General features: G+C 42.4%; 16 protein-coding genes. 7 read left to right on the forward strand and 9 right to left on the reverse strand.

The window, feature by feature from the left end:
• Positions 1-674: sulfide/dihydroorotate dehydrogenase-like FAD/NAD-binding protein (locus tag NZ583_00005; GenBank protein MCS7280002.1), on the reverse strand; the 674-nt coding region annotated here is incomplete at its 3' end.
• Positions 675-803: 129 nt separating this feature from the next.
• Here NZ583_00005 and NZ583_00010 point away from each other — a divergent pair.
• The 5 genes from NZ583_00010 (at position 804) to NZ583_00030 (ending at position 4,790) form a co-directional block, all read left to right on the forward strand.
• On the forward strand, positions 804-1,574 hold the full coding sequence (locus NZ583_00010; protein MCS7280003.1) for an IclR family transcriptional regulator: 771 nt from the start codon (positions 804-806) through the stop codon (positions 1,572-1,574).
• A 90-nt stretch (positions 1,575-1,664) separates the two neighbouring features.
• Positions 1,665-2,876: an NEW3 domain-containing protein gene (locus NZ583_00015; GenBank protein ID MCS7280004.1), complete on the forward strand. Its 1,212-nt coding sequence runs from the start codon at positions 1,665-1,667 to the stop codon at positions 2,874-2,876.
• A 1-nt stretch (position 2,877) separates the two neighbouring features.
• Positions 2,878-3,627 carry an ABC transporter ATP-binding protein gene (locus NZ583_00020; GenBank protein ID MCS7280005.1) on the forward strand — a complete coding sequence of 250 codons (750 nt, stop codon included), beginning with the start codon at positions 2,878-2,880 and terminating at the stop codon, positions 3,625-3,627.
• Positions 3,628-3,630: 3 nt separating this feature from the next.
• Positions 3,631-4,587 carry an ABC transporter permease gene (locus NZ583_00025; GenBank protein ID MCS7280006.1) on the forward strand — a complete coding sequence of 319 codons (957 nt, stop codon included), beginning with the start codon at positions 3,631-3,633 and terminating at the stop codon, positions 4,585-4,587.
• A 110-nt stretch (positions 4,588-4,697) separates the two neighbouring features.
• Entirely contained in the window at positions 4,698-4,790 is a 93-nt protein-coding gene (locus tag NZ583_00030; protein MCS7280007.1) for an aurora kinase A-interacting protein, read from the forward strand.
• On the opposite strand, the gene NZ583_00035 is transcribed toward NZ583_00030, so the two are convergent.
• Positions 4,755-5,588, reverse strand: a complete 834-nt coding sequence (locus NZ583_00035; protein ID MCS7280008.1) for a deoxyribonuclease IV — start codon at positions 5,586-5,588, stop codon at positions 4,755-4,757. The two genes, NZ583_00030 and NZ583_00035, sit on opposite strands and share 36 nt — an antisense overlap.
• A gap of 87 nt (positions 5,589-5,675) precedes the next feature.
• On the opposite strand from NZ583_00035, the gene pfp reads away from it, so the two are divergent.
• On the forward strand, positions 5,676-6,923 hold the full coding sequence (gene pfp / locus NZ583_00040; GenBank protein ID MCS7280009.1) for a diphosphate--fructose-6-phosphate 1-phosphotransferase: 1,248 nt from the start codon (positions 5,676-5,678) through the stop codon (positions 6,921-6,923).
• Here the strand turns inward: pfp and NZ583_00045 are convergent.
• From NZ583_00045 to NZ583_00075, 7 genes are read right to left on the reverse strand one after another with little or no spacing between them, the layout of a single operon-like run.
• Positions 6,886-8,211, reverse strand: a complete 1,326-nt coding sequence (locus NZ583_00045) for a hypothetical protein (protein MCS7280010.1) — start codon at positions 8,209-8,211, stop codon at positions 6,886-6,888. The genes pfp and NZ583_00045 overlap by 38 nt on opposite strands.
• The gene (locus tag NZ583_00050) at positions 8,211-9,236 is read right to left on the reverse strand and encodes an MlaD family protein (GenBank protein ID MCS7280011.1); all 1,026 of its coding nucleotides are present in this window, start codon (positions 9,234-9,236) and stop codon (positions 8,211-8,213) included. Before NZ583_00050 ends, NZ583_00045 begins: the two co-directional genes overlap by 1 nt.
• Positions 9,223-9,993 (reverse strand): ABC transporter ATP-binding protein, encoded by a 771-nt coding sequence (locus tag NZ583_00055; protein ID MCS7280012.1) that lies wholly within the window; start codon positions 9,991-9,993, stop codon positions 9,223-9,225. The genes NZ583_00050 and NZ583_00055 overlap by 14 nt, the downstream gene beginning before the upstream one ends.
• Position 9,994: 1 nt before the next feature.
• Complete coding sequence (locus NZ583_00060) at positions 9,995-10,759, reverse strand: ABC transporter permease (protein MCS7280013.1); 765 nt, start codon at positions 10,757-10,759, stop codon at positions 9,995-9,997.
• Complete coding sequence (alr, locus tag NZ583_00065; GenBank protein MCS7280014.1) at positions 10,756-11,898, reverse strand: alanine racemase; 1,143 nt, start codon at positions 11,896-11,898, stop codon at positions 10,756-10,758. The genes NZ583_00060 and alr overlap by 4 nt, the downstream gene beginning before the upstream one ends.
• Positions 11,867-13,156 carry a glutamate-1-semialdehyde 2,1-aminomutase gene (gene hemL / locus NZ583_00070; GenBank protein ID MCS7280015.1) on the reverse strand — a complete coding sequence of 430 codons (1,290 nt, stop codon included), beginning with the start codon at positions 13,154-13,156 and terminating at the stop codon, positions 11,867-11,869. The genes alr and hemL overlap by 32 nt, the downstream gene beginning before the upstream one ends.
• Entirely contained in the window at positions 13,149-13,604 is a 456-nt protein-coding gene (locus NZ583_00075; protein ID MCS7280016.1) for an Lrp/AsnC family transcriptional regulator, read from the reverse strand. Before NZ583_00075 ends, hemL begins: the two co-directional genes overlap by 8 nt.
• A gap of 106 nt (positions 13,605-13,710) precedes the next feature.
• Here NZ583_00075 and NZ583_00080 point away from each other — a divergent pair, with 106 nt between their 5' ends.
• Positions 13,711-16,746, forward strand: coding sequence for a PAS domain S-box protein (locus NZ583_00080; protein MCS7280017.1), 3,036 nt, complete (start codon positions 13,711-13,713; stop codon positions 16,744-16,746).
• Positions 16,747-16,919 lie beyond the last annotated feature (173 nt).

A 16,919-nucleotide genomic window follows, 5' to 3' on the forward strand; every position in this document is an offset into this window, starting at 1 on the left:
GCACCACACATTCCTGTCCCGTCAACCATTATGGAATTTAGACTCACGATCGTCTTTATCCCGTACTCCTTTGTGAGAAGACTTACGTATTTCATCATCTGAACAGGACCAATCCCCACAACGAGCTTTAGATCTTTTCTATTATCAAGTATCCTTTTAAGTGCGTGGGTGACAAACCCTTTTTCTCCGTAAGTACCGTCATCAGTCGTGACATACAGCTCATCGCTTATGGTTCTCATTTCATCTTCGAGGATAATTAGATCTTTAGTTCGTGCTCCAATGACGGATATAACGTAATTGCCTGCCTCTTTGTAAGCTTTCGCAATAGGGTAAAGGACGGCAACCCCGGTACCACCTCCAACGCATACGACGTTTCCGAGCCTTTCTATTACCGTTGGTTTACCGAGAGGACCAACTACATCCAAAATGTAGTCTCCGGGCTCTTTAGTGCTTAAAAGGGCTGTCGTCTTTCCTACGATCTGAAATATGAGGTCTATTGTACCTTCTTCTGGATTCGTACGCGCCATTGTTAAAGGGATTCGCTCACCTCGCTCATCTACCCTTAGGATCACAAACTGACCCGGTTTTGCCTTTTCTGCTATCTTTTTCGCCTCAACTACCATATGGACAACTGTCCCCTTTGCAAGACTCTTCTTCGAGATTATTCTGTGCAATTTTTATCCCCCGTATTCAACAGTTTTACCTACCGGTTATATGATTATATCTCCTATTAGGTTTCATCAACAAATTTTTCTTTTTGAACTCGGGTAAGCCCGTATGCTATAAGATACAGTTTCAGAAGCATGTATACGGCCCCCGTCGTAAAAAAAGCCTTTCGGATCTTAAGGCTAATCCTAGAAAAGAATAGACCTTTGAATGTGACTGAAATATCAAGACATCTCTCTATAAGCAAGAGCACAACTTATGGGATTCTAAAGGCCCTAGAAGAGGAGCAGCTTGTACTCAAGGACAGAGGTACAAAAAAATACGTTGTCGGAAAAGGCCTCATGGAGCTCTCAAAAAAGGTCTTCAGATGGTTTGAATTAACAAGGGTTGCAAAACCTTTAATGGAGGACTTGGTCAAAAAGGTCGACGAAACTGCTTTTCTGGGAATAAAGGAAGGAGAAAAGGTGAGGGTGATAGACGTAGTAGAAGCCCACAAAGAGCTCAAGGTTTCCCCAAAAGTCGACACGCTCTTCCCCATAACTGCATCCGCTTTTTTGAAACTTTATCTTTCAAAATTCGATATCTCAGAAGCAAAGGACATTATTAAAGAGATGAGAATTCCCAAGTACACGGAAAACACCATCACGGATTGCGAAAAACTTATCCCGGAGATTCAAAAGACGCAAGATCAAGGCTTCAGCGTAGATAGGGAGGAATACATCAAGGGAATTGTAGCATGCGCTGCTTTAGTGCCAAATGTTGCCAATTACATTGTGATACTTTGTGTGCTCGGATTCGCAAATTCTTTAACTGACGAAAAGCTAATATGGGTTGGACGGACTCTCAAAGATATCGCCCTTTCTATATCCGAAAGGATGCAAATTCTAAACGGCCAAAATCGCTCTTGAGTTGAAAGGATAAGAGGTTTCGTTGTATAAAAGGTAGTGACTAAAGAGGTCTTAGTTACTCATCGGATAGTCGAATAAGGGAGGGTGAAGATGAAAAAAAAGGCTACGATTGTAACCTTTGCTACTTTCTTATGTTTGCTCCTTTTTACTCCCCTTTACTCTTCTGAAACGAAAAAAAAGGCGGAAGATTACGAGAAACTTCCTGAGAGGGCCCTTTCAATGGCTGCCGAGTTTCCCGGCATAGAGATCCCCCCTGGAGAATCAGTGAATATGAACATAACCTTTTTTAACAGGGGAAGAACTCCAGAAGTCGTTGAATTGAAAGTCGTCTCTAAGCCTGAGAACTGGCGAACTAGGTTCAAAAGTGACGTATTTACGATAACCAGTGTTTCTGTCCCTTGGGGAGAAGATAAAACTATTGTTTTTGAGGCCGAACCTGACAGAGCCGTAAGGCCAGGAGATTACACGTTTGTGATTGAAGCAAAGACCCCGGATGAGAAGATCGTGTTAAACCAGAAGATCCTAGTAAAGGTAAGGGAGTACCAGAGGGGCGTTGCCAGGGGAATAAGGCTTTCAGCGGCATATCCGGTTCTCAAAGGGCCTTCGGACGCAAAATTTGAGTTCTCTGTTGAAGCTGAAAATAAACTAGACAGAGACGCAGTCTTCAATCTTTCAGCCCACGTACCTGAAGGTTGGGAGGTGAATTTTAAGCCTGCGTATGAGTACAAAACCATATCGAGTCTTAAACTTAAAGCAAACTCAAGCCAGACAATCACTGTAGAGGTCACACCGTATAAGGATTCCAAGCCAGGAAGTTACCCTGTAATCGTAAGAGCAGCTTATGGGGATATAAAGGCGGAAATACCTCTAACGGTGGTTATTACCGGAACCTATTCAATAGATGCTGGTACACTTACGGGATTGCTGAGTCTTGAGGCACAGCAGGGCAAAAAGACCACAATAACCGTCTTTTTGAAGAACACTGGCAGTGCAACTCTCACCAACATAAGTTTCACTTCGTTTAAACCCGAAAACTGGAAGGTCGAATTTAATCCCGAAAGGATAGCTGTACTCGAGCCCAATCAGGTGAAACAGGTTGAGGTCTCGATCACCCCGTACGAAGACGCGCTTGTCGGTGACTATTCGGTAGGAATGAATATCGATGCGGGAAGGGCAACCAAAAATCTCGAATTCCGTGTGACTGTTAGAGCTCGCGCAGTCTGGGGTTGGATAGGTGTGGGGATCATCGCCTTCGTACTGGTAGGTCTTATGGTCCTTTTTAGGACTTTCGGGAGAAGGTAGTATGGCAGACATAGTCATTGAGGCTGAAAATCTCACAAAACAATACGGAGACCAAAAGGCTGTTGACAACGTCACATTTAACGTTTACGAGGGCGAGATATTTGGCCTCCTTGGACCGAACGGTGCGGGAAAGACAACCATTCTCCTTATGCTTCTTGGTCTTACAGAACCCACAAGCGGCAGATTAAAAGTGCTAGGAGTCGATCCTACGCGGGAATCGATAAAAGTTAAAGGGATGATCGGATACATGCCAGAAAATGTCGGTTTCTACAACGACATGAACGCCATTCAGAGTCTGAAATTTATAGGTGAGTTAAACGGGATTCCAAAAAATGTTTTAGAAGAAAGGATCGAAAAGGCGCTCATCACCGTTGGTCTTAAAGATGAAGCTAAAAAGAAAGTGGGAGCCTATTCTAGAGGGATGAGACAGAGGTTAGCTATTGCGGAGCTACTCATTAAGGAACCTAAGGTTGCGTTCCTCGACGAACCTACCCTCGGACTTGACCCGGATGCAACCGCAAAGATGATCGAGCTTATAGCAAACTTAAGAAAAGAGAGGGGGATGACCATCATCCTTTGCTCCCACTACCTTGAGATGGTTCAAAAGTTATGCGACAGGATCGGAATAATGATAAAGGGAAAGATGGTGGCTCAAGGCGAGATAGAAACACTCGCCAGAGAAAAATTCGGTATTGGCCAGGAAGAATACACGCTTGAGGAGATTTACATGCGGTATTTCATGGAGGCTTAAATTATGGGAGGGCTGAAGGTCATATTCAAAAAAGAGCTTCAAGACCATTTCACAAGTTACAGATTCCTTATCATTTTTTCCCTAATCTGGATGGTTAGTTTACTCATAACTTACATGGTGGGAACGAGCGTACGGGACGAACTGTCTGGCATAGCAAAACCAAAATACGTCTTTTTACTCCTTTTTATGTCTTCCGGGGGCTTATTCTCATTTATTCAATTTGTCGCATTCTTCGGTCCATTAATCGGTATAATCCTCGGTTTTGACCTCATAAATAGGGAGAAAAATGAGGGGACTTTAAGCAGGATACTGGCTCAGCCCATATACAGGGACGCGGTTATAAACGGAAAGTTCCTAGCAGGGGTAGTGACGATAAGTATCATGATGACTTCAATAGTTCTAGTTATTACGGGACTCGGGTTAAAAGTGGTAGGTGTTGTGCCGGGCTTAGATGAGTTACTAAGAATAGTCATGTATCTGATTTTAAGCATCGTTTACATTTCATTTTGGCTCGGGATAAGTATTCTTTTCTCCATTCTATTTAGGAGCGTCACAACTTCTGCCTTGGCAGCTCTCGCAGCATGGATATTCTTTACTTTTTTCGTTCCGCTTGGTGCCGGAATCATCGCAAAATCTTTTGTTCCCCCTTCTGAAACAGAAAAGACTGAGGCAATTCTCAAACAACTGTCCATCCAGAGATCAATATCTTTGGCCTCTCCCGTTTCTCTTTACTCTGAAGCGGCGTCTACCATAATAGATCCTACAAAGAAAACGACAAGAGCCTATGTGCTCGTTGGACCGTTTGAAAAGCTCTCGATAGAGAGATTTTCCGGTCCACTACCGGTTTCACAGAGTCTCCTTATAGTCATCCCGTATATAATTTCTATAGTAGCGATAACCGCTATCTGCTTTGCTGTATCGTACACCGTATTTTTAAGACAGGAGATAAGGTCTCTCTGATTTATAGTCGGCAAAGGGTTTTTTGCGTAAGATACTATTGCAAAAAGAGACCGCCAAGGTTATATTTTTCGCGTTTTAAGCCTAAAACAAGAGTCTATTGAGGTGCCAATATGGGGAGCGTTTTAAAATGGAGAAGAAAGAAAATGAGAAAACATAAGTATCGCAAGTTAAGAAAGAGGATGAGACATCAGAGGAAGAAGTAAAGATTTTGCCCTTTTCATATTTTCATAATCATACATACCCATGCCGGGTGTTTCCATAATGGCGCAGAGATTCGAAACCCTTGGATCGTTAATTACTTGAGTTAGGGCTCTTCTACCAAGCTTTCCTAGGCCTATATGCCAGTGTCTGTCGACTCTGCTTCCCATTTCAGTCCTTGAATCGTTAAAATGCAAAAGTCCCACAATTTGAGGGCCCAAATTTCTGCAAACGGATTCAAAAAACTCTTCCCACACCCCTTCTTCCTTGATGTTGATCCCGGCTTGAAATAGATGGGCTGTATCAATACAGAGCTTTACTCTCTCCTTTTCTTTTATCTTCTCGTAGATTTTCGCGATCTCTTCGAGATTGCTTCCTATGGAGTTCCCTGATCCAGCTGAATTTTCAAGGAGAACCTGTATAGGAACTTGCTCCAATAACGTATTTACACTTTCGGATACCCGTCTTATCCCCAAAGCTTTGTCCTCCAGCGAGCCACAATGAACAACTATAAATTTTATACCTAGCCTCAGCGCTGTTTCAGCTTCATCCATAAATGCCTCCACATCTTTTTTTTCGGCTCTGGCTAAATTTGGTAGGTAGGAAAGATGAGCAAATACGGGAACGGAAGAGAAACTCTTTTTAAAAATCTCAAGCTCCTCATCTTTCCATTCCTTTCTTCTCCAAGACCTAGGATTTTTAACAAATATCTGGAGACATTCGCAGCCCAATTTAATAAATTCCTTATAAAGCTTATCGAAACCAGAAGAAATACTCATGTGGAATCCAAGTTTCACTCGCATATCTATCTAAGATTAAGAAGCAATTTTTAACTTCGATTTACCGTCCCCTTGCATCCTAAGATCAAATATAATAAAAATAGACTATACATGCACAGGAAAAAACTCGCCCTCGTTGTTGGTGGCGGCCCAGCACCTGGTATAAATGGGGTGATAAGTGCAGCCACAATCGAGGCTTCAAACCATGGATTAGAGGTCTACGGAGTTGTGGGTGGGTTTAAAAGCCTATTCGAGGGAAATAAGGGTAGTTTCCTCCCATTAAGGATCGATGATGTCTCAAGGATCCACACAACAGGCGGTTCGATTCTCAAAACATCGAGGGACAGACCAGAAAATATCCACGAAAAGATAAAGGTTCTCATCCAAACACTATACGATGTGGGTATAGATTACCTCATAACTATAGGGGGAGAGGGAACCCTATATATGGCTTCTCTCATAGAGAGGGAGACGAGAGGCAGGATCTCAATCGTACACACTCCGAAAACTATAGACAACGATATACCCTTACCCGGAGGATTCTCCACTTTCGGATACCAGACAGCGCGCCATGTGGGTGTAAATCTCGTAAAAAATATAATGGAAGATGCCCGCACCATGGACAGATGGTACTTTATCACGACAATGGGGCGGCACACAGGACATCTGGCACTTGGAATTGGAAAGGCAGCTGGAGCCACCCTCACCCTCATACCTGAGGAATTTCCAGAAAAGAGGCTTTCCGTTCAGAAGGTAGCGGACATATTGGCTGGTGCCATCATAAAGAGGTACTCTATGGGTAGATCTTATGGAGTTGCCATCCTTGCCGAAGGGATAGTAGAAAAATTCGACATTGATGAGCTTTCAAAGATGGAGTCAGTCGAAACGGACGAAGTATCGGGAAAAATTAGGATATCGGATATCCAGCTCGGAAGGGTTCTTAAAAGTTTTGTGCTTAAAACACTTGCAGAATGCGGGATAAAGACGACCATAGTCACAATGAACATAGGCTATGAGCTGAGAGCGGCAGATCCGATCCCTTTCGATATTGAGTACACGAGGGATTTAGGCTACGGTGCTGTAAACTACTTAATGAAAGGCGGAACAGGAGCGCTCATTACTGTTTACGAAGGTAAAATTATGCCGGTTCCTTTTGTCGAGATGTTCGATTCCAATGGGAATATAAAAATAAGAAGGGTCAATATAGAGTCGGAAAGGTACAAAGTTGCAAGGGAATACATGATAAGGCTCGAAAAAGAGGATTTTCAAGGGGAAAGGCTCGAAAAACTCGCCGATTCAGTAAAGATGACTCCCGAAAGATTCAAAAACCGCTTCGGTTATCTTTTTGACCTCTCTTGAAGGGAACAAAAAAGACGGTCAATTTTGAATTTCCCACTTCCAAAAGACCTGATAGGAATCTAAAGGAGATCTCTTCATCCTCTTGCTTTACCTCGAAAATAAAGCCAACTCTTTTCTTCCACTTTTTTTTCCACCTCTCCTGCGTATATAGGCCGTAAAGAATGTTAAGACCTTCCCAATCGCCCTCTTTTCTATACTCTAAGAGAGAAAATAGGGGATTTAGTATCTTCTGGAATTTCTCAAACTTTAAAGGAAAAATGAACGGAAAGTTCACCTCCGTCTCCGTTTCTGAGACTTTATACCCCAAAAGGGGCCAAAGACTTAGAACGAATTGTGAATCTTCTTTCTCGTACCTGCTAAGAAGTAAAAAAGCGGTCTCCGTCCCTTTTTTTCTCTCATCGAAAAATTCTTTCCTGGTATAGAAAAAAGGCCAAAGTATCCCAAGTGTCTCATGGTCTTCAGTTTTTATTTTTCTTATAAGCGGAAAGATACTTACTCCTTCTTCCTCTCCCTCAACTTTTTCCACAAAAGGCCAAAGATAGTACTTTTTTACTTTCCCTGGGCTCTTCAGACGACAGTAAAGCGGAAACATAATGCAATATGAGTCAAATGATCCAGATTCTGTCTTACCGGAAAGATAAAATGGCAAAAGATAGATTGATCGAAACGGGTCATCCGTGTCAAGGTTTTTTCTCTCTTTATAAAAAAAAGGCCACAAGAAAAATTGGGACTCCCGAATGTCAGGTCTTTCGTGCTTGCCGTAGATGGGAAAGATTTTGTAGCCTTTCTCTTCACCGCTATAGAGAGAAAAAAAAGGCCAAAGGTAATTCTCCTTTTTAGCCCCATCTATTTCCGTCGCACCATATAGGGGCCAAAGAAAAAAACGGATTCTATCCTTTCCAAACCTTTTTTTCACCTCCCCATAAAAAGGAAAGAAACCCCCATAGTTTTCCCCTTCTGACTCTCCCCAATAAACAAGTAAGAATGAGTAGTCCTTTTTTTCTTCTCTTCTTTGCGCCATAAAGAATGGCACAAAATACGATTTCTCATTTTCGAATCTCCCGAGTGGGTATGGAAAGTGAAGGACCTTCTTTTCGTTCTCCTCGTATATTAAAAGGAGTGGACGGACTACAAGTTCTTTTTTTTCCTCTTTTTTAGCTTTCCAAGATATGAGAGGGCCTAAAAACCTCTTTTCTTCGCCGAATTCGTAATAGATGGGCCAAAATGCAAAAGAGTAAGACGAAGTAAGAAAAAAAAGGGATGATATTAGCAGTATCCTTTTGAGCATTAAAAGAGTATGCCAAGTAAAGTGCCGAGTACCGTGATGGGCGTCATCTCCTGAATACCGTCCGATGCCCTCTGAATGCCCTTTATGGCTTTTTTCGTCTCTTTGTAAAGGGTCTCATCCTTTGTTAGCTTTCCAAGAGTCCCCTCCCCTCTGTTCACATATTCCGCTATCTCTTTAAGATTTCTTACAGTCTCTTTGGTTTCCACGTACATCGATTCGTCCTTTAGAAATTTACCAAGTGTACCCTTCCCTTCTTCTACATCTTTGGCGATATTCTTTATTGAGCCCAGGGTTTCTTTTGCCTCAGTTATGAGCTCTTTTGCCTCTTTATACACCGAATCGTCTTTTATGAGAAGCCCAAGTGTACCTTTACCCTCTTCCACATCCTGGACCATCTTTTTAAGTCCGGACACTGCCTCATCGGCATTGGAGATAACCCTTGCCACACTCTCTCTATTTTTTGAGATGAGTTCGCTAAATTCGGCCGTGGCACTCCTTATATTTTTTAAGCTTTCCTTTAAGTTCATCTTTTCTCTTTCTCCGACTAACCCTTTTAGATCTCCCATTACGTCACCGAAGTTGGAAGCTGCCCTGTCTATCTTTTTTAGCATCTCCTCAAGGGATGGGGAGATATCTACGTATTCAATAACACCATACGGTCCTAAAAAGGTCTTCTCCTTTCCTGGGATTATCTCGATGTATTTATCTCCAAGAACCCCTTCTGTTCTCAGAGCCACAATGCTATCTTTCGGGATCTTTACATCCTCTCTTATAAGCATCACGATTTTGGCCTTGAATCCCTCGAGAGTCACCCTTCTTACCTGCCCAACAGTAACTCCGGCAACTTGTACAGGGGAACGGGCATCAATACCGGATGCATTATCTAAATAAACGTAAATCTCGTACCCTTTTTCTTTTAATGCGCCGAACCTCTCTATCTTTATCGACATGTAAAAGAGCAAAGTTATCCCTAAAAGAATGAGAAGCCCGACTTTTAGTTCCGGGCTCAATTTACCTTTTTTCATTTTGCCCTCCTATATCTTTTATTCTCGATGCCTCCAAAAACTCAGCGATTTCGGCATCTTTGCTCAATTCTATATCTTTTGGAGTTCCATAGGCGACAATCTTTCCTTCATTCAACATCGCAACTCTATCCGCAATCCTGAACATGCCTATTATATCATGGCTTATAATCACGTAGGTCTTTTTTAATTTCCTCTGGGTATCCCTTATAAGATCGCAAATCGTATGTGCCATAATCGGATCTAAGGCACTCGTTGGCTCATCAAAAAGGACTATTGGAGGGTCAAGCACAAGTGCCCGGGCAAGACCCGCTCTCTTTTTCATTCCACCGGAAATTTCGCTTGGAAGTTTATCCGCATGTTCCAAAAGTCCAACCTGCTCTAGTTTTTCATCCACGATTCTCTTTATCTCATCCCTTTTAAGCTTTGTTCTTTCGACAAGCGGAAAAGCAACGTTTTCCCAGACTGTCATTGAATCAAAGAGAGCTGCTTCCTGAAAGAGCATTCCAAACCTCAGTCTTACCTTATTGAGTTCTTTTTCTTTTAGTTTTGTTATGTCGACTCCATCAACCCAGATCTCTCCACCGTCAGGTTTTATAAGGCCTATTATGTGTTTCAAAAGGACAGTCTTTCCACTTCCGCTTTTCCCGATGATAACCGTTATCTTTCCCCTCTCTATCTCAAGATTTATGCCGTCGAGTACCTTTCGCCCATCAAAGCTCTTTTTTAAGTCAATAATGCGGATTGCCGACTCAGACATACTAAAAGAGTAACGAAGTTAAAATATAATCTGCAATGAGGATCGTCACACATGAGACTACAACAGCCTCAGTTGTGGCTCTGCCTACTCCTTCGGCTCCGCCTTTTGTGTAAAACCCTTTATAACACGCAACCACACTAAATATGACACCGAAACAGGCGGACTTTACGAGGCCAACGTATATGTCTTGGAATTCCAAATACCTGTAAATCCTGTTCAAAAAAGCGCTCTCATCTACCCCTAGTAATTTTACAGCAACGATATATCCTCCTGATATGCCGAGAAAGTCAGCAATAATAGTAAGCACAGGTAACATGGCAAAAGAGGCGAGCACTCTCGGAACCACAAGGTACTTAACGGGATTTAGGGCCATTACCAAAAGGGCATCTATCTGTTCCGTCACTCTCATCGTCCCTATCTCTGCAGCCATAGCCGACCCTGCCCTTCCTGCAACCATAAGGCCCGTAAGGACAGGTCCCAACTCTCTTGTCATGCTCAAAGCGATTGTGATGCCGATGAGACCTTCAGCACCGAATTTACTGAAACCGTAGTAAGTTTGAAGGGCAAGTACCATCCCGGTGAAGGTCCCAGTAAGGAGCACAACAGGGACTGACTTTACGCCGACAAATTCCATCTGCTTAAGCAGGTAATCGAATTTAAAAGGTCTCGTGAAAGTAAGGACCACACATTGAAAGAACATCATTCCTGCAAGTCCCAACTCCTGGATGAACCTCTTTAAGGGATCGAGAATGCTTAAAGTGCTCATATGTAGTATCTCTTGATCGAAGAGGAGAGTCCGCAAAATATTTCGTACGGAATAGTGCCTAGTTTTTCTGCCAGGTCCCACGCTGTTATTTTTACGTCTCTTTCTTTTCCCAAAAGGATGACCAAATCACCCGCTTTGGCCTCGGTATCAGTTATGTCCACAAGTGTCCAATCCATGCATATCCTTCCAACAACGGGACACATCTTCCCACCCACAATGACGTTGGCCAGGTTTGAAAGCCCTCTTCTATATCCGTCCGAGTATCCACAAGGCACGAATCCGATTCTCGTCCTCCTTTTTGTCACATAGGTTCTTCCATAGCTTAAGTAAACTCCCGCTTCAAACTCCTTGACAAACGCGACGATGCTCTTTAAAGAGAGGGCTTCCTCGATAGGTAAAGAGCCTTCTAGCTCTTTTGCCGGATAGGAACCGTAAAGACCGATCCCAATCCTTACCATGTTGAAATAAGACTCGGGATAGTTTATAAGAGCCCCCGTGTTAGCCATATGGACAAATCTGGGCTTTATACCGGTAGAAGAAAAGAGCTTCACAATGCTTTTTACAATCTCAATTTGCTTTAGTCCATAACTGTCTCTCTTTTCCGACTCGGAGAAATGGCTCATAATCCCTTCTACGAAGAGATTCCTCTCATGTTTAAAAATCTCTAGGAGATAATTCGCATCTTCTGGCATAAAACCAAGCCTTCCCATACCTGAGTCGAATTTTACGTGGATCCCTATTTTCTTTTTGTTATTCTTTGTAAACTCGCAAAGCCTCTTTAGTCCTTCTATCTCGTGTACTACCGGGGTCAATTGGTACTCGATCACTTGGGCTGGATCTTCACTAGGAAGGAGCCCACCGAGTATTAGAATTTTTCCCTCGATACCGGATCTTCTAAGCCTTACCCCTTCTTCTACTGACGATACACCAAAAAAAAAGCATCCACACTCTGATAGCCTTCTAGATACCCGAGTCATTCCGTGACCATAAGCATCGGCTTTAACAACGCAAAGCACATCCACGTCCTGCCCAGCCTTTTTTCTTATGGCCTTAAAGTTCTTTTCGATCGTACCAAGGTCTATCTCGGCAAAAACCCTAGATTTGCTTTTAATTTGTGAGTCTTTGGAAGACCTTTTCATAGGCATCAAGGGTGGCTACGATCTCTCTTTCTCCGTGGGACAAAGTCAAAAACGACGCTTCGAATGGACTCGGAGGAAAAAAGATCTTCGATTCGAGCATAAGCTTAAAAAACTTTTCGTAAAGAGATCTATTCGTTTTTATTGCACTTTCGTAATCGTTAACCTTGCTTTCCGTGAAAAACCCTGAGAACATTCCGCAGATTCCGTTGATAGTGTATGGTATTTTATACTTTTTCGCTAACTCTACGGCCCCATCCATTATCGTCTTCGTCTTCTTTTCAAGTTCAGAATAAACCCACCTGTTATCCTTAAGATATTTAAGCACAAAAAGCCCCGCTCGAAGTGCCAATGGATTTCCAGATAGCGTACCCGCCTGGTAGACCGGACCAATGGGAGCGAGATTTTCCAAAATCTTCTTTTTTCCCCCAAACGCTCCGCAGGGGAACCCACCCCCAATTATTTTTCCGAGACACGTAATATCCGGCTCTATCCCTAAGAGCGTCTGGACACCTCCATAAGTCACCCTAAAGCCGGTTATAACTTCATCGAATATAAGGACTGAGCCGTATTCTTTACAGATCGATTGAAGGTCTTCCAGGAAACCTTTCTCAGGAAGGATCACTCCAATATTTCCCATAATCGGTTCCACAATCACGCAGGCTATATCCCCGCATTCCTTAAAGAGTCTCCAAACCGAGTCTATCTTATTGAAATCAGCAATTAGTGTGTTTTGGACGTGTTCTAATAGGACCCCTTTACTTTCAGGTTGACTGAAAGTGGCCATCCCGGAGCCTCCACTCGTTAAAAGAAAATCCGCGTGGCCGTGATAAGCGCCTCTAAATTTCACGATGTTTCTCTTATTTGTGTAGGCCCTGGCAAGCCTTATGGCGCTCATCGTGGCTTCGGTACCAGAGTTTGTAAACCTAACGAGCTCTAAAGAAGGGAATGCATCCACGATTAGCTCCGCAATCTCCACTTCGTAGGGATGGCAAACTCCGTAACTTGTACCGTTCTCAATAGCGAGTTTTATCTCTTCTACTAAACCATCGTGACTGTGACCCAAAATTATTGCTCCCCAAGATGCGACATAGTCTATGTAAGAGTTTCCATCCACATCATAAAGGTAAGCACCCTTTGCCCTTTCCACGTAAAAAGGGGTGCTATTTACTGAGATGAAGGACCGTACGGGACTATTTACCCCGCCAGGAATTACCCTTTTTGCCCTATCGAAGAGTTTTTGGGACTTTTCTTTAATCATCTTTAAGCGAAAGGCCCGTCTTTTTGAATTCCCTTTTGCTTAAAAAGATCTTGTAATCGTAAAGTCCTGTCGCTCGGGATATCTCTTTTACCTTTTCATAAAACTCACTTTCGTTTCTCGTGTGGATCACTGTGTACAAGTTATAATCCCAAAATCCGGCTTTTTCTCTTTCGTAACAGTGGCTCACCTCAGGATAAGAGGCCATGATCTTTCCCTTTTCTTCCACTTCCTCCTCCTTTACTTTCCAAACTACCATCCCATTGTAAAGGTATGATACTTTTCTATGCTGGAGGATTGCCGCAACTCTCCTTAATTTTCCCTCCTTTTTCAATCTTTTCAGAGCATCTATAAGATCAGTCTCTTCCATCCCGATACTCTTCGCAAGAGCTTCGTATGGCCTTTTGACTAGAGGAAAATCTGCGGGAATTTTTCTAAGAACATCCTCCAAACCCATACCCCATAGTTATACACACAAGTCAAAATCATTTCAAACAAAACGAAAAATTTTTTGCTGTAAAAGCTGATTCTGTGTTATAAGAAGTGAAATTATGAACATGAATGAGAAGATCGACATTTTAGGTACGATCCAAAATTTAACTCCTGAATTCATCTGTATTGTCGGTAAGGACAGAAAAGTACTATTCGCTAATAGGGCTTTCTCCCGAGAAATTATGAAAGTCCCGGAAGAGATTGTCGGTCATGAAATCTCTGAGATCCTTCCGGAAAAGGTCGCAAAAAGAAAGATAGGTTATTTAGAAGAGGTTTTCAGGAACAAAACTCCTTTCAAATATGAGGAAGAAATCTCGGGTAAATACTTTGAGATCCACATAAATCCTCTTCTCGATGAAAAAGGAGAGGTAAGCCAGGTACTGGTTGTGGGATTCGATATAACAGACAGAAAGGAGGCGGAAAGCAAAGCTTTAGCTGAAAGGGACCAGATGTTCTCCATATTTGAGAGTATCGACGAAGTCATATACGTATCGGACATGGATACATATGAGGTTCTCTACGCCAACGATTTTCTAAAAAGGATGTTAGGGAAAGATCCTGTTGGCGGAAAGTGTTATAAAGAGTTTCAGGGTTTTGACGAACCCTGTAGCTTCTGTACAAACGAAATTATAATTGAGCTTAAAGGACAGCCGTATAGGTGGGAATATTATAATCCCATCCTTAATCGATACTATTATATCACCGACAGAACGATCAAATGGATAAACGGCAAAGATGTAAGGTTCGAACTTGCAATAGACATAACAGATAAGAAAAACGCGGAGACCGCATTAAGGATAAGCGAGGAATTTTATAGGTCTTCAATAGCAAGTCTTAGAGAAGGCTTTGGCAGGGTGGCATTTGATGGAAAAATCATAATGGTCAATCCTTCATTTGCAAGAATATACGGATATTCCTCCCCTGACGAAATGATAACGTCCGTCCGGAATATCCGCGACCTGTACGTTAATCCTAATGAGAGAGAGATATTTTTACGGCAATTGATGGAGAAGGGATACGTGGAAAACTTTGAAAGCCAAAGAAAGACAAAGGATGGAAGAATCATTTGGGTTTCGATTAACGCAACCCTTGTAAGGGATGAAAATGGAAAGCCCCTTTACATAAATTCAACTGTTATGGACATAACGGAAAAAAAGAAGGCATACGAGGAACTTTTAGAAGAGAGACAGAAGTTCTCGATCCTAGTAGAAAATATACCGTTTGGGGTCTTACTTATCGATCGATCTGGGAAGTATCTTTACGCGAATAAGAGATTCACTGAGATTACCGGATACACTTTAGATGATGTACCTGATGGCAAAACCTTTATTATTAAAGCTTTTCCTGACGAAGAATCGAAACGAATGGTAATATCCCTTTGGCGAGAAGATGTAAAGAAGTTTAAGGTTGGGGTTTCTATCCCCAGGACATTTACTGTCAAATGCAAATCAGGAGAGTTAAAAAGAATCACAATAATGACAGTACAAGTAGCCCAAAACCGTTTTGTCATGACCTTCGAAGACGTAACCGAAAAGGAGGAAAAAGAGATTCTCCTAAGGGAAAGCGAAAAAAGATTCAGATCCATATTTGAGAATGCCTTCGAAGGGATTTTTCAGACAACAAGAGATGGCAAGTTTATAATGGCAAATCCGGCATTTGTTCAGATGCTCGGCTACTCATCCTTTGAGGAACTCAAGCAAGAAGTGAAAGATATAGCAAAACAACTCTACGTAAACCCTTCTGACAGAGAAAGACTCTTAAACCTCCTCGATGAGAAGGGAAAGGTGATAAACTTCGAAACTCAATTTTTAAGAAAAGACGGGGAGATAATCTGGGTCAATACAACAGCTTGGCCAGTCTTTGACGAAAAGGGCAACTTCCTTTACATTCAAGGAATTACAGAGGACGTTACGGAAAGGAAGAAGAAGGAGGAGGAGTTAAACTTACTTAGGGAACAGTTTCTCCAGGCTCAAAAGATGGAGGCCATAGGAAGGCTTGCAGGAGGAATAGCCCATGACTTTAATAACATCTTAACGGTCATAATCGGAACATGTCAGCTCGCTCTTCTCAACCTGAAAGACGAACAAAGACTCAAAAGAAACATTGAGACAATTTTAGATTCCGCAGAAAAGGCTGCCTCCCTCACAAAACAGCTTTTGGCTTACAGCAGAAGACAGTTGATGAAACTAGAAGTTGTGAACCTTAACAAGCTGATAGAGGACATGCGGGGGATGCTAGAAAGGATCCTCGGTGAAGATATAGAGATACTAACATATCTCGAAAAAAACTTGGGAAACATAAAGGCAGATCCAGCGCAGATGCAGCAGGTAATAATAAATCTGGCTGTAAACGCCAGGGATGCGATGCCTGACGGTGGTAAGCTCATCATAGAAACTTACAATGTGGATTTAACAGAGCAATACGCGAAGACCCATTTTGGCGTGAGCCCAGGAAGATACGTCCTTCTCTCGATAACGGACACCGGTATGGGCATCCCAAAGGAGATCATGCCTTATATCTTCGAGCCGTTTTTCACGACAAAAGAGGGGGAAGGAACTGGTCTTGGGCTTTCCACAGTTTACGGGATAGTGAAGCAGCTTGGAGGACACATATACGTTTACAGCGAAGAAAAGAAGGGAACAACATTTAAAATATACTTACCACGGATAGACACAGAAGAAATGGTGGAAGCAAAGCCGAAGATTGGAGAGGAGAAGCCTGTAGAACCGTCAGAGAAGACAATACTTCTCATCGAGGATGACAAAAGTGTTCTTAAAGTTATATCGGAGATGCTTCAAGGGTCTGGGTTTTCTGTTCTTGAGGCCGAGAATGAGTCTAGAGCTTTGGAGATCGCGAAGAGTTTTGAGGGTAAAATCGATGTCATTTTAACTGATGTTATCATGCCACGCATCAAAGCCCCGGCGCTCATCGTAAAGATAAGATCTCTACATCCCGAGGCAAAGGTGATCTTTATGTCAGGGTATACCGAAAATGTCATCGCTCAATATGGAATTCTCTATCCCGGTGTCAACTATATCCAAAAACCTTTCACGCCTGAAGAGCTCAAAAAGAAGATTTTAGAGGTTTTAAAAAAAGATTAGGGTTGACCTCTTAAAGAAATCGGATCCTATTATTTTTATCCTCACGGTCCCTTTGTTTGATATCAAAGTTTTAAGATTTTCCATGTACTGTAAGAAAAAGAGACCTAAAATTTGACATGGGCGTGACCTCTAGAATAAACCTTAAATGTTGAAAGACTATAAAAGGAGGAGTC

The organism is Thermodesulfobacteriota bacterium, assembly GCA_025062045.1.
GTDB lineage: Bacteria > Desulfobacterota > Syntrophorhabdia > Syntrophorhabdales > JANXAF01 > JANXAF01.